This window comes from Trichocoleus sp. ST-U1, from assembly GCF_039961835.1.
Taxonomy (GTDB): domain Bacteria; phylum Cyanobacteriota; class Cyanobacteriia; order Cyanobacteriales; family FACHB-T130; genus FACHB-T130.
Map to the genome: position 1 here is coordinate 41,309 of NZ_JAMPJZ010000025.1, position 14,682 is coordinate 55,990.

Here is a 14,682-nt window from a genome sequence, read left to right on the forward strand (position 1 = left end):
GTTCGCTCAGCCATCACCGTTCAAGCTAAGTATTATTCCCCAGTCTCATTATAGAAACGCAGTTTGAGGAACTTGTCAGGAAATGCGATCGCTAAAAGAGATCCCGCCACAGGCAGGTACGCACCCGATTCGATCTCAACACGTTCCGGTTAACTCCGCCATCACCTCAGCGACAGACATAATTCGGTCTGCGCGTCCGGCGTATGCTCCGAAAAAGATTAAGCCGTTCTCTATATCTCTATCCGCTGCCTTGGCGAGTGCCTGAATGATGCAATAGGTTTTTCGGCTCACCCGACACAGGCAGCTTTCTAAACACTTAGCCATGCATTGTCGTTCTAAATCTGGGGATGCAGCGGCAGCGATGCTTCTTCTAATTGATGGATGGCAGCCAATGCTGATGGTGTAAGAAATGTCATCGGATAGTCACCAAAACGTCACATTCGCTGAGTAGGCTGATAGTAAGAACTGCAAAGTTCTACTCCTCACACCATAAAATACAGCCCTCTTGTTCAACAGCAAGAGGGCTTTTTCTTTAATGACAGCAGTTTCAGGTTTCAGATCGTCGTCAAGCAATTGTCATCACAATTTCTTGAATAAATCTTTGGGTGAAAATTGCGATCGCAAGAATAACTGCGTAATGTAACAAGTGTTTCCTTGCCGCCAAACTCCGATACCCGTCTCGGCGTATTCGGCTTGCAAAATATTTGCGCGATGTCCGGGACTATTCATCCATCCTTCAACAGCTAACGGTACGGGTTGGGGAGCATTAACACTTTTAAACAAATTTTCCCCGACCATCCAGTAGGAGATTCCCCCCGCACGAACCCGTTTAGTCAAAGTGCTGCCGTCTGGACTATCGTGGCTGAAGAAGTTCTCACGAGCCATCTTCTGACTGTAATTGCGAGCAACCCGTGCTAATTTTTCGTTGTTTTGAAGTGGATTTAAGCCATTCTTTTGGCGGACTTCGTTGATCCGCTGACGGACAGAAGCTTCCATCTGGGCACTGGTGAGGGATTGAGCGGCGCTGTTAGGCAATTTCGGCGCTTCGGGTACATCCTGTCCAGGCAATTGCCGCAATAACTCTGCGGCAGGTTCGCACCCCACCAATCCTAGAGCCATCGGTATCCAGAATATCCAAGCTATCCTTGGTCGTCGCTGACGCCTGATGGTTGCCTTTAAATTTTGCGCGGGTATGCTTCTGCTGGTTGCTGTTTTAGTTTGTTGAATTTGAATCAATCGAAAAATCCTTTTGTGATTCATCGCTGCTGGCATCAGCCATCATGTTGAGCTAGTATTCTCAGCTTAGCGAGAACCGAGATGGCTGTGCTGGACGACAATCGGCACATTCGACTTTGTTTGCGATCGCTGTCACTTTCTAGTCACATTTGTTACTAACACTAAAGAAAACAGAATCTCTGCAAGAAACTAATCTCCTTTGGTTTTTTGTCTGCAAAAGATAGACTTCTTGCCTCTAAAGGAGCCAACAAAATGACAGCAACAGCGAAAGAGAAATCAGTGGGAAATCAGTGGCATCATCTACCTGTGGGAGAAGTTGCTCAGAATTTAGACAGCAACATAGAAACAGGTTTGACATCCGCTGAAGTAGCAAAGCGACAGGAACGTTTTGGAGCGAACGAACTCAAGGGTAAAGCCGGAAAAAGTCCCTTAGTGCGCTTTCTCCAGCAATTTAATCAACCGCTCCTGTATATTTTGTTAATTGCTGGTGCAGTCAAGGCATTTCTAGGGGAATGGGTGAATGCGTGGGTAATTTGGGGCGTGACGCTAATTAACGCCATTATCGGATTTGTCCAAGAATCAAAAGCCGAAAGCGCGATCGCTGCCTTAGCTTCTTCTGTTCAAACAGATGCAAATGTACTGCGCGAGGGTCAAAAAGTACAAGTTCCTTCGACTGAGTTAGTACCGGGCGATCTCGTACTCCTCACTTCTGGAGACAAAGTACCCGCCGATTTGCGACTGGTGAAGGTGCGTAACTTGCAAGTGAACGAATCTGCACTCACCGGCGAGTCGGTTGCAGTACAAAAAGAGGCGGAAACAGAAGCCCCGCTTTTGCACCTAGACGCACCCTTGGCGGAGCGAACCAATATGGCTTATGCTGGCAGCTTCGTGACATTTGGTACTGCCAGGGGCGTTGTCGTCGCAATTGGGGAGGCGACTGAAACCGGGCGAATCTCCCAGTTAATGGATCGGGGAAGCAGCCTGACAACCCCCTTAACTCGCAAATTTGACAAATTCAGTCGAAAGTTGCTGTACGTCATTCTAGGAGTCGCCGCGCTGACGTTTGCAGTGGGATGGGGGTACGGCAATTCCTGGGTAAAAATGTTTGAAGCTGCCGTAGCCTTAGCAGTGAGTGCGATTCCCGAAGGATTACCCGCCGTTGTGACGGTGACGCTGGCGATTGGCGTTTCCCGCATGGCGCGTCGTCACGCCATTGTCCGTAAGTTGCCAGCCGTTGAAACTCTGGGTGGTGCTACAGTCATTTGTTCTGACAAAACCGGCACCTTGACTGAAAACCAGATGACGGTACAAGTTATTTATGCCGGAGGTCAGCACTATACAGCCAGCGGTAGCGGCTACAATCCGGCAGGGGAAATCCTGTTAGAAGAAAAGCCGATTAACCTGAACAATTTCCCCGTTCTTCTAGAGTGTTTAAAAGCCGGATTGTTATGCAATGACTCTCACCTGGAAGTCAAGGACGAGCAATGGGTTGTGATTGGCGATCCGACAGAGGGAGCGTTAATTGCTGTTGCCAATAAAGTGGGATTAAAGCAGTCAAACTTAGAGCGAGAAATGCCTAGGCTGGATGTTATTCCGTTTGAGTCTGAATTTCAGTACATGGCAACGTTGCATGAAGGTAAAAGCGATGGGGACGGGCGGGGAAACCCCGGTACGACGATTTACGTGAAGGGTTCGGTGGAGGCAATTCTCCAGCGCTGTCAGCAGATGCTAGATGCTGATGGGAGTTTGATCCCTGTGGATGGACAAACGGTGCATCGGGAAGTCGATGCAATGGCAGAACAGGGGCTACGGGTGTTGGCGTTGGCGAAGAAGCCCGTGTCAGCCGAGCAACAATCAGTAGATCATGGTGATATTGCAAAGAATCTGATTTTTATCGGATTGCAGGGCATGATCGATCCGCCGCGAAAAGAAGCGATCGCTGCCGTGCAAGCCTGTCAAGAAGCGGGGATTCAAGTCAAGATGATTACGGGCGATCATGCTGTCACCGCAGCTGCGATCGCTTCTCGCATGGAGTTGAAAAGGCATGGGGAAGTTCTGGCCTTTACCGGGCAAGAACTTGCTCAAATGAATGAACAAGAACTGGCGACAGCGGTAGAAGATGGAGTCGTGTTTGCCCGTGTCGCACCGGAACAAAAACTCCGTCTTGTCGAAGCTTTACAACTTAAAGGCGAAGTTGTCGCGATGACGGGGGATGGGGTTAACGATGCGCCTGCACTCAAGCAAGCAGATATTGGGATTGCAATGGGAGGTGCGGGTACTGAGGTGGCAAAAGAAGCCGCCGATATGATTTTGACCGATGATAACTTTGCCTCGATAGAAGCGGCTGTTGAGGAAGGTCGTACCGTTTACCGAAATCTCCTGAAAGCGATCGCCTTCATTCTCCCCGTTAATGGTGGCGAATCGATGACGATTTTGATTAGCGTGTTACTCGCTAGAGAATTGCCCATCTTATCTTTACAAGTTCTCTGGCTCAATATGGTTAATTCTATTGCCATGACCGTCCCCTTAGCCTTTGAGCCTAAATCTCAGCAGGTGATGCAACAGCCTCCACGCAACCCGAATGAACCCTTGCTTTCTGGCAGTCTGTTAAAGCGGATCTTAGTAATTTCTGCTTTTAACTGGATTGTAATTTTTGGCGTATTTGAATGGATGAAACAAACAACCGGGAATATTGATTTAGCCCGCACAATGGCAATCCAGGCTTTAGTGGTCGGGAGAATCTTTTATCTTTTAAGCATTAGCCACTTTGGAAATGCTGTCATCGCCAAAATTCGTGGCATCGGACGCATTCGCAATTCCCCAGCCCTGGCAATTGGGATTGCCTGCACTTTGCTTTTGCAAGTAATCTTCAGTCAGTGGAGCCTAATGAATGGCTTATTCTCCACAACACCACTGAACTTAAATCAATGGCTCATTTGCCTGTTGGTGGGGTTGCCAATGATTGCAGTAGCCGCCTTCGTCAATCGCTTTGATCCACAACACTAATCCCATTTTAGATTTTGAGTTGTAGAAGGCTTGCGGTTATCGCATCTGTTATCCGTAGCTATCCGATTCTGGCTGCAAGGCTGAAGACATGGCTTGTTGTTTAAGCGCGTAGACCCGTCCAAATTCTGTGCTTCTGGTTGCTGATTCCAAACAACCCAAACTTACTTACAGTTTCTATGCAGCTTAACGTCTTCTTGAAGATACATTTTGTCAGCACTCAGCGCTTTGGATTTCACTGGAAAATAGGGCTGTCAGGATGGAGTCTCCTCGCCCATGCGGGTACTGACTCTTTTGATGCGATCGCGCACCGTTATCCTCGGTTAAGTGGAGAGAAGGGGAGAGAACTGCCGATCCAAGTATGCGAGCGCCTTTTGCCCCTACATCATCCTCAATATTGCGTTTTGTAATACTTTTATGGCTCTTTTCCAGATCAAATTCTAAAATGCTATCATCTCAAATGAGAGTTGATTCGGTTGCAAGGTTTTGTTTTTATTGACTGGCTTTTTCGTCTTGGTCTTAACAGACTCCTCTCCGAAATCTAAATCTCCACGTTCCTATGATTTTGGAGTCGATCTATGTCTATTTATGTAGGTAATTTGTCCTACGACGTTACCGAAGCCGATTTAACCGGCGTTTTTGCAGAATATGGTTCTGTAAAGCGGGTTCAGCTACCCACTGACCGCGAAACAGGTCGTCCGCGCGGCTTTGGTTTTGTGGAAATGTCTACCGAGGCTGAAGAAACAGCTGCCATTGAAGCCCTGGATGGTGCTGAATGGATGGGTCGTGACATGAAAGTGAATAAAGCCAAGCCCCGCGAAGACAGAAGTTCGTCTGATGGTGGCGGTCGCAGAAACAACAGTTTCTCTCGTCGCTACTAAAACATAAAGAAGAAGCCCCCATTTCTGGGGGCTTTTTTATTGGTCGCTGGAGTGCGATCGCGCTCCCTTCGCGCCCCCTTCGCACTACAGACAGGTGGAGAGTTTAAGGTCTTGGGGGATTACCACACTGCGGGCTAGGATTATTTAAACATAGCCAAATTCCTGGCATGAGGTCGGTGTTGTTGTTGTTCATAGTACTTGTGGTTGAAGGACTAGCTGCGGGGCTAGCTTCAGGACTGGCTTCAGGACTGGCTTCGGGACTAGCTTCAGGACTGGCTTCAGGGCTAGCTTCGGGACTGGCTTCGGGACTGGCTTCGGGACTATCTTCGGGGCTGGCTGGCGCATCTTGAGCTAATAACTCTTGGCTACTCACAGTTAAATCAGCTTGCTCGGATTCACTACCAGCATTGGAGTGATTATTAGGACTATTAATTAGTGCAGTAGCTGGAAAACTCAGCAAAATTCCAGCACTCACAACCAACATCATGCCAACTCGCGTTTTAATTTGAGTTTTAAGATCTTTATTCATCGGTATCTACTTGGTTTCTCCTAAAATCGGGATGCACTTGATTAAAACTCATTCCTCTGTAATCGTCTTCCTACTTTCGATAGAAGTAGAAGTAAAGTATACTCAATGCTTAAGTAGTGGGCACTCCTTAATAAGATTTGACGAGAGCTAAACCACCAAAATTAGTATTTGTTGTTTTTTTTGCTGCTAAAGTCAAGCTAAAATTATTATTTTTCAAGGAGCAGTATTGGGGCAGTCCCTACGTTAAAAAAATTCTTTTTCGAGAGTTGGTATCGCGGTTTTCGCTAAGTGTGTGCTCCACATTGAACCTCAAACCCCACTCGGCTTTCGGAGAGAAGCCGGAGGGAGTTTAAACTATACTGCATCCAAACGAAAATTGCTATATAGTTTTCTATGCAAGTAGGGAATCGGAAAGTTAAGTAGAAGCCAGAAAATATTTAAAAGTAGATTACCTGGATTTCGGTAGCGTTGATAACAAATTGCCAAAACAAATTGCCAAAGTGAGCTGTCATGATGAGCATAGCGACGAAGGCACTCTTGTGAAAGCGAGTAGAGATTAATCCATTGCCGCTAGCACCGCCTTGGGTGCTAATTTATCTTTAAACCAAACAATTCTTGCCGGTACATCGTTCAATTTAACACCGGCTTTCTCCAAATTTAGCCGCTCAGAAATCGCTAAAATTAAGTTCTCGCATTCAGCGCGACGCACCTGAGAAAACTTCTTTTGCAAGTATTCGGGACGCCAGTAGCCGACAATTTCGAGTAAGAACGTGCGACCATCGGGATGCACGAGGCGAAAGTCAGGAATCATGACACTGCCTGGAATGGGGATAAGGTCAACTTCTCTTTCTAATACCCATTCACTTTTCAGCGCGTCCCAGCGGTCGGCAAAAGACGCCTCTAACATACTGTCATAAGGCTTGCCAGGTGGATAGTGGGACACTAAACCACATTCAGAATTCAGCGTAAAGCGTCCGGTTTTCCAGTTGCCAGTGAAGGCATCGCGGTTTTGCAGCGTGGCGCTGAGACTCCATTTAGTGACGTGGAGTAAAGCTGGGAGGAGTTTAGCGATCGCTAACCCATAGCGCGTACTCGGCTTAAATAAACTGGTAGGGCCATCCACTGTTATCGTGAAGCCATGATCCGCATCGCCTTCAATATATGCCATCAATTGAAATAATTTGAGATAGCGGAATAACAGCTTATATTCGCCCGGAACGTTGCGGTGAGCATTCAGAGTAATTTGACTCGCCCGATAGAAGACACCCTGCACCTGGGATAAATTGTAGCGGTGCAACAAATTTTCGGGAGTCGGAGTGTCAAACTGGGTGAGGATGCGATTTTCGGCTAAATCTGCGTAAAGTCCCATGCGGATTTGACTTGCCAGCACTTCTCGATCGAGTTCCTGGCTGAGTTTGTCCGCTAATAAGCTTAGTGTCTGCGCCGAGGCTTGAGGGCTGGGAACAGATTGAGCCGCCAGCGCAAAGACTCGTTCCCGCAATTCTTGCGGTTCTAAGGGACTAACGATTTCAAACGTACACAAACTGCTTTTGAGAATGTGGGCAAGCCCCCGCTTCAGGCGATAATCTGGGCTATCTCCTTCTAATTCCAGCAACTGGCGATCGAGTTCTCCCTGCGTACAACCAAGCGCTTCCTGAAAACAGGTAATCAGATCGGATGCAATCTCTAGATGCTTATCATCTATATTTAAGCGCTTTGGGACTATTGTTTCGCCATTTTGACGGTGGATTAAAAGGTCGGTAGGTAACATTTGGATTTAGATAATTGCTAATTGCTAATTGCTAATCGCTAATGGGTGGTTCATCCTCCTCTCCCCATTTTGCCGGTGACTCCGCTGCTCGCTTAGCGACATTAGAATTTACCCCATAAATCGGTTTCGACGGCAAAATTTCCAATTGTTTACCTTTCTTCTCCTCTCTTTCTTCGCGTTCTCTGCGCCTTGGCGGTTCGTTTTTCTTATCTCCCCGCCGCCGCTGGGATGTACCTTCCTCGCTGGTATTTTCCGCCACTACCTCATAGAGAATAGCGCGTTTATTTTTATCCTGACTTTTCCGCAAAACCCGCCCCATGCGCTGAATAAACTCACGCTGCGAACCTGTGCCGGATAAGATAATTGCGATGCTAGCGGCGGGGACATCCACCCCTTCATTCAGGACGTGGGAAGCGATCAGAGTTTTGTATTCTCCCTCCCGAAACCGAGTTAATATCTCGTGGCGTTCCTTCACCGGCGTTTGATGGGTAATCGCTGGGATTAAGAAATCTTGGGAAATGCGATAAACGGTAGCGTTATCAGCCGTAAAAATCAGAATTCGTTCTGGGTGATGTTCGGCAATCAAATTGGCGAGAATTCGCAGTTTGCCGTCTGTACCCAAGGCGATATCTTTCGCTTCCCGATGGGCTAGCATCGCCCGACGTCCTGCTGGCGAACCGGCACTTCTCATCACAAACTGCTGCCAGCCTTGTATGCTGCCGAGAGAAATATTGGACTCTCGCAAAAAGTTGTTGCGGAGTTGAATTAACTCGTTGTAGCGATCGCGCTCTAGTTGCGATAACTTGACTTTAATCTGGACGATCTCATGTTCAGCGAGTGCCGAACCCGAAAGTTCCTCTGCCGTTTTGCGGTAAACTTCGGAACCAATGAGAAGATTTAGATCGGCGTGTTTGCCATCAGAACGCTCCGGAGTCGCACTCAGTCCGAGTCGGTAGGGAGCGATCGCATATTCGGCAATCACCCGATTAAAATCAGTCGGTAAGTGGTGACACTCATCAAACACGAGCATGGCATAGCGATTGCCCAAGTTTTCGGCATGAATTGCCGCACTGTCGTAAGTGGCAACCAGAATTGCTGTTCTATCCCGCGAACCCCCTCCCAGCAACCCCACCTCTGCATCCGGAAAAGCTGCCGTCAAGTGGGCATACCACTGGTGCATCAAATCCAGTGTCGGCACCACAATTAACGTACTGCGCGGCGTCGCCTGCATCGCCAGTTGAGCCAGATACGTCTTCCCAGCCGCCGTAGGCAGCACCACTACTCCCTGACGTCCCGCTTGCTTCCAAGCCATTAGCGCCTCGGTTTGATGCGGGTAGGGTTCCATTTCCATGCTGGCGACGAGTTCCAGCGCTTGAAAACCCTTCGCCTCATCGATAAAATTTGTTTCTTCCGCTTGTAGTGCTTCTACCAGTTGACGATAGTGCATCGCCGGAATGCGGAACTTTTCCACGCGATCGTCCCAAGTCGCATATTCCACCCAAGCTTTGCCCCTAGGAGGCGGATGCAATATTAAAGTGCCACGATCAAAAGATAAAGTAGGGCTACGAGCCATTATTTTTTTAAATTCTTAATCCCCCGATAATTTTAGGAGACTTAATGCACAATGCGATTGAACCCTTGCAGTAACTGGAGCTTTCCCTAATGAAAGGATGAACGCATCGGGGGTAGCAAAGAGATGCTCCTAACCTTACAACCCAACCTCACAAAATTGTTACAGTATGGTGCAATCTTGTGCAACAGCGTAATTGGAGCCGATTTTTGTGTTTAACACTGGCATCATCAGTATTTTGCAATATAGAGGCGCTAGACCTTGACATCTGGCTATGATACGGATCGAGGAGCCACTAGGGTAGATGTGCGAACCAGCGAACTGACAAGTCAGCGCAACGCGATCGCGCTGGTGCGGGAGATTCGTTTTTCATTTTTTACATTAAGAATCGGTGTTGGCATTAGTGCGAAGCGCTCCAAATGCCGAACCCGCCAGGAGAACAGAATATGTTAAAAAAAATCAACCCTCGATTACGGCGCTACGGTGTTGCTGTACTCGCCGTTGCTAGCGCTGGGGTACTGACGCTGTGGTTATTGCCGCACATTCAGCCGCACATTTCCCCACTTTTTTTTGCTGCCGTGATGTTGAGTTCCTGGTACGGCGGCTCGAAACCGGGACTGTTAGCTACTGTTTTGTCTACTTTAACGATTTCTTATTTTTTTATCCCGCCGTTCCATTCAGTTTTGTTTGGTGGAGGGGACATCCTGCGAGTGGCGGTGTTTGGGTTGGTGGCATTATTTATTAGTTGGCTCAGCGCGGAATTAAAAGCTGCCAAGCATCGATCCGAGAAGAACATATTAAAAGTACGAGCCAGCGAGGAGCGGTATCGTAGCATCGTCGAGACGGCTAACGAGGGCATCTGGTTATTGGATGCCCAAATGCGAATAGAGTACGTCAATCAACGGTTAGCCGAGATGTTCGGTTACGGTGTAGAAGAGATGCTCGGTCGTCCAATTTTTGACTTCATGGATGAAGAGGCTCGCATTCAGTTAGAGCAATCTTTGGAGCGAGGAAAACAGGGTATCAACGAGCAGTTTGACTTCCGTTACCGCCGCAAAGACGGTTCGACGCTTTGGGCAATTGTCTCCACAAATCTTATTTTTCATGAAGGCGGTGTCAGCGACGCGAAAGGTGAAGCGATGCCGAAAGCGATCGCGATGTTAACTGATGTCACCGAGCGCAAAGCCGCTGAGGAAGAATTAAAACGATATCAACTTCTTTCTCAACACAGTCGTGACATTGTTTTATATATTCAGCTTGATGGTCAAATTATTGAAGCAAACCAAGCTGCTGTTAAGGCTTATGGTTACTCTAAGTCAGAGTTGATTTCCCTGAAGATTAACGATTTACGAGCGCCACAAACTCGGGATTTAATCGCTCAGCAAATTGAACAAGCAGACAAAGAAGGAATTTTGTTTGAAACCATTCACTACCGCAAAGACGGGAGTTCCTTTCCGGTAGAAGTGAGTGCCCAAAGCCTAGTAATTGGCAATAAAAAAATAGTTTTAAGTATTATTCGAGATATTACTGAGCGCAAGCAAGCTGAAGCCTTGTTGCGGAACAGCGAAGAACGCTACCGCGCTTTTATTGAGCGGAGTTCAGAAGGAATTTGGCGATTTGAACTTGAGCAACCGATTCCCATAGAAGTGACAGAAGATGAGCAGATTCAGCGTTTTTACCAACATGGATACTTAGCTGAATGCAATCGGGTCATGGCTCAAATGTATGGGTTTAGTAGTGTAGAAGAAATTATTGGGGTAAGATTAGAAGATTTTTTAATTCCCTCCGAGCCACATAATATTGAATATTTGCGGGCGTTTATTCAGTCTGGCTACCGGCTCAGCGATGCAGAATCCTATGAGGTGGATAAAGAAGGAAATCCCAAATATTTCTTAAATAACCTCGTAGGAATTGTGGAAAATGGTTTTTTAGTACGAGCGTGGGGAACTCAACAGGACATTAGCGAAAGCCTGCGGCACGCTACGCTACGCAAACAAGCGGAAGAAAAATCTCGGCAACTTGCAAACGAGCTTCAAGAACAAGCCAGTACGCTGGATGCAATTCTTTCGGCATCTGTCGATCACATTTACATCTTCGATCGTGAAGGCCGCTACCAATATGTAAGCGCTGGCGGTGCCCAAGTGGTGGGATTCCAGCCAAGCGAGCTGGTAGGCAAAACTTGGCGAGATATCGGCTTGCCAGAAGAAATTATGAGCCGATTTGATGCTCACAGAGAAGAAGTCATCTCTACCGGAGAACCGATCAGAAATGAGAACGAGTTCTTAGGTGCTAGCGGCTTGCAACACTACGAATATATCGTCGCCCCCCTGCACAATCAGGATAAAAGCATCAAGGGGATCGTGGTCATTTCCCGCGACATCACCCAGCGCAAGCAAGCTGAAGAGGCTCTGCGAGAAAGTGAAGCACGGGCGAGACGCTTGATTGAGTCAAATATCATCGGGGTCATCATTGCGGACTTTTCTGGCAATATCCTGGAAGCAAACGATGTCTTTTGTAACATCGTCGGTTATACACAGGAGGAAGTGCTATCCGGAAAAGCGAACTGGGCGGAAATGACGCCGCCAGAATATCGGCATTTAGATTTGCAGGCGATGGAGGCGATGCAGCAGACAGGCACCCATACGCCTTTCGAGAAAGAATACATCCGCAAAGACGGCACCAGGGTTCCCGTCCTAGTGGGGACAGGCTATCTGGGCGGAGCGAACAAAATCGGAGTGGGTTTTGCGATTGACTTAAGCGAAAGCCTGCGGCACGCTACGCTACGCAAACGCGCTGAGCAGGAATTGCGAGTATCAGAAGCTCGCTTCCGAGCTTTGGTGGATCAGTCCCCGTTGAGTACGCAAATTATGGCTCTCGACGGTCGGATTCTTCAGGTCAACCAGGCTTGGGAGAAACTTTGGGGAATCACGCTTGACCAACTTTCGGAATACAACCTGTTGCAGGATGAGCAATTAGTCGCTAAAGGCATCATGCCATACATTCAAAAGGCATTTGCTGGCGAGGCGACAGCCATGCCACCCATCATCTACTATGTTTCGGAGCTAGGAGATTTCCACAAGCAAGAACGCTGGACGCAGGCTTTCATCTATCCCGTCAAAGATGAAACCGGAAATATTCGCGAAGTGGTTTTGGTACACGAAGATATTACAGAGCGCGTCCGAGCCGAGGAAGCACTTCGAGAAAGCGAAGAACGATTCCGGAAATTTTTTGAAGAGGCACCCATTGGCATCTCCGTGGTTGACATAAACGGTCGCTTGGTCAAAATGAATAAAACCTACTGTGAGATGTTGGGATACCCAGAGCAAGAACTCAGTCAATTGACCTTTACAGAGATTACCCACCCCGAAGATGTTGAAAAAGATTGGCGCTATACAGAGCAATTATTCACAGGTGAACTAACTCGCTATCAAGTAGAAAAACGTTATATCAAGAAAAATGGGGAAATTTTATGGATTAATCTTACAGCTACGGCAATTTACGATCGAGAAGGGAACCCCTGCTATGGATTGGGCATGGTTGAAGACATCAGCGAACGGAAGCGAGCTGAGGAAGCGCTGCAAGCAACAAACCAAACTCTTGACAGCCTGATTCAAGCTTGTCCCCTGGGGATTACAGTTCTCAGTATTGATGATGGAACGGTAAAACTGTGGAATCCAGCAGATGAGCGGATCTTCGGCTGGAGCGAACAAGAGGTAGTCGGCTGTTTTCTTCCTAGCATCCTAGAAGATAAACGAGACGAGTTTATAGCACAACTTGATGCTATCGAGCAAGGCGGAACATTAACAGCTATAGAAACACGTCGCCGAAAGAAGGACGGTTCACTGGTTGATATCAGTGTCTGGGCGTGTCCGGTGCGTGACGCTCAGGGAAATCTTAGCTGTATGTCCATTGTTGCCGATATTAGCGATCGCAAGCAGTTAGAGCAAGAACGCAATCAACTTTTGCTCAACGAACAACAACGGGCGACCCAACTTCGAGGCTTGGCGGATGCTGCTTTAGCCATCAACTCTACACTCTCGATTGATGAGCGGTTGCAAGCGATCGCTGACCAAGCGCGTACGATCATCGGTGCCCACCAGTCACACGCCAAACTAAGTTTTAATCAAGACTGGGCGCAGTCTCTCAACGCCATCTCTGTGTCGGACAAATATGCACCCAGGCGCGAATCCCCTGAAAAAATTGATGTGACGACGAGCATCTACTCGCTTGTCTGCCAAAGGAACCGCTCGATGCGGATGACGCAAGCCCAGCTAGAGGCACATCCGGCTTGGAAAGAATTTGACAAAACTGTTGATAATCTACCGATCCGAGGCTGGCTAGCTGCACCCCTGACGGGACACAACGGGAAAAATATCGGTTTGATTCAACTGTCGGATAAATACGAGGGTGACTTCACCGAACAAGATGAAGCCATCTTCGTCCAACTGGCACAGATGGCTTCCGTCGCGGTTGAGAATGCACGCCTTTACCGGGAAGCCCAAGAAGCAAACCGCACCAAAGATGAGTTTTTAGCGACCCTTTCCCACGAACTGCGAACGCCTCTCAACGCCATGCTGGGATGGACTCAACTCCTGCGTACCCGGAAATTTGACGCCGCCACTGCCGCCCGCGCCCTGGAAACCATCGACCGCAATACCAGGGCACTGTCTCAATTGATTGAGGATGTCCTAGATGTCTCGCGGATTATTACCGGCAAGTTGCGCCTAAATGTGCGTCCCATCGAACTTGTACCCGTGATTGAGGCGGCTATCGATACGGTGCTACCCGCAGCAGCAGCGAAAAACATTCAAATTGACTCTAGATGCGATCGCTCAGTCGGACTCATTTTGGGCGATTCCGCTCGTTTGCAGCAAGTCGTCTGGAATCTGCTTTCTAACGCCGTCAAGTTCACCCCCAAGGGAGGGCGGATCGAGGTACAACTTTCTGTAGGCAGGGGGAATGGGAACGAACCATTCCCGATTCCCAACTATGCCGAAATCAGAGTAACTGACACGGGACAAGGGATTAGTGCCGACTTTCTCCCTTATGTATTTGAACGCTTCCGTCAAGCCGATGGTACAACGACGCGATCGCATGGCGGACTCGGACTTGGACTTGCGATCGTGCGCCACCTCGTAGAATTGCAAGGGGGAACCGTCCGCGCCCAAAGCCCCGGAATTGGCTTAGGCGCAACCTTTATTGTGAATTTACCGCTCCGGAGGGAGGAAGCAGAAAACCGGAAAGATGAATTAGATTCTCACCTTCCTCCTTCCTCCGCCGACTTCGCTTCCTGTGCCGTAACGCTGGATGGCTTGCGAGTGCTAATTGTGGATGATGAACCCGACGCCCGCGAAGTGCTAACTGCCATCTTGGAGCAATACCACGCCCAAGTCACCGCTGTGACGAGTGCCCGCGAAGCACTGGAAGCCCTCCACCGCTTGCAGCCGGATATCTTGGTGAGCGATATTGGGATGCCGGAAGAAGATGGCTACGACCTGATTCGTCAAGTCAGGGCGCTGGATATAAAAGGTAGAACAATTCCGGCTGTAGCGCTGACTGCCTACGCCAGAGCTGAAGACCGTACAAAGGCGCTCCAAGCAGGTTTCCAGGTACACATTTCTAAGCCAGTCAACCCCGTGGAGATAGCGACAGCGATCGCTAACCTCACCGGACGCACCCAATCTTGAATGGT

The 14,682-nt window shown here is 48.4% G+C and carries 10 protein-coding genes; 5 read left to right on the forward strand and 5 right to left on the reverse strand.

The genetic code is table 11. The annotated features are described in order from the left end of the window. Positions 1 to 135 precede the first annotated feature (135 nt). Together NDA06_RS11720 and NDA06_RS11725 are read right to left on the reverse strand one after the other, a co-directional pair. On the reverse strand, positions 136 to 324 hold the full coding sequence (locus tag NDA06_RS11720; RefSeq protein WP_190416070.1) for a hypothetical protein: 189 nt from the start codon (positions 322 to 324) through the stop codon (positions 136 to 138). A 255-nt stretch (positions 325 to 579) separates the two neighbouring features. Continuing rightward, on the reverse strand, positions 580 to 1,236 hold the full coding sequence (locus tag NDA06_RS11725) for a CAP domain-containing protein (protein WP_242030594.1): 657 nt from the start codon (positions 1,234 to 1,236) through the stop codon (positions 580 to 582). Positions 1,237 to 1,488: 252 nt separating this feature from the next. Here NDA06_RS11725 and NDA06_RS11730 point away from each other — a divergent pair, with 252 nt between their 5' ends. From NDA06_RS11730 to NDA06_RS11740, 3 genes are all read left to right on the forward strand, one after another. Further along, entirely contained in the window at positions 1,489 to 4,242 is a 2,754-nt protein-coding gene (locus NDA06_RS11730; protein WP_190986628.1) for a cation-transporting P-type ATPase, read from the forward strand. A 176-nt stretch (positions 4,243 to 4,418) separates the two neighbouring features. Then, complete coding sequence (locus tag NDA06_RS11735; protein WP_190416072.1) at positions 4,419 to 4,649, forward strand: hypothetical protein; 231 nt, start codon at positions 4,419 to 4,421, stop codon at positions 4,647 to 4,649. Positions 4,650 to 4,817: 168 nt separating this feature from the next. Beyond that, entirely contained in the window at positions 4,818 to 5,120 is a 303-nt protein-coding gene (locus NDA06_RS11740; RefSeq protein ID WP_190416073.1) for an RNA-binding protein, read from the forward strand. Between the two features lie 103 nt (positions 5,121 to 5,223). Here the strand turns inward: NDA06_RS11740 and NDA06_RS11745 are convergent, their stop codons facing one another. From NDA06_RS11745 to NDA06_RS11755, 3 genes are all read right to left on the reverse strand, one after another. Continuing rightward, the gene (locus NDA06_RS11745) at positions 5,224 to 5,649 is read right to left on the reverse strand and encodes a hypothetical protein (RefSeq protein WP_190986627.1); all 426 of its coding nucleotides are present in this window, start codon (positions 5,647 to 5,649) and stop codon (positions 5,224 to 5,226) included. A 556-nt stretch (positions 5,650 to 6,205) separates the two neighbouring features. Then, complete coding sequence (locus NDA06_RS11750; protein ID WP_190434810.1) at positions 6,206 to 7,420, reverse strand: DUF790 family protein; 1,215 nt, start codon at positions 7,418 to 7,420, stop codon at positions 6,206 to 6,208. 31 nt (positions 7,421 to 7,451) lie between these two features. Further along, complete coding sequence (locus NDA06_RS11755; protein ID WP_190416076.1) at positions 7,452 to 8,993, reverse strand: DEAD/DEAH box helicase family protein; 1,542 nt, start codon at positions 8,991 to 8,993, stop codon at positions 7,452 to 7,454. 258 nt (positions 8,994 to 9,251) lie between these two features. Here NDA06_RS11755 and NDA06_RS11760 point away from each other — a divergent pair, with 258 nt between their 5' ends. Together NDA06_RS11760 and NDA06_RS11765 are read left to right on the forward strand one after the other, a co-directional pair. Continuing rightward, a complete protein-coding gene (locus tag NDA06_RS11760; protein WP_190986626.1) occupies positions 9,252 to 9,443 on the forward strand; it encodes a hypothetical protein in 192 nt (63 codons plus the stop codon). Continuing rightward, entirely contained in the window at positions 9,437 to 14,677 is a 5,241-nt protein-coding gene (locus tag NDA06_RS11765; protein WP_190986625.1) for a PAS domain S-box protein, read from the forward strand. The genes NDA06_RS11760 and NDA06_RS11765 overlap by 7 nt, the downstream gene beginning before the upstream one ends. Positions 14,678 to 14,682 lie beyond the last annotated feature (5 nt).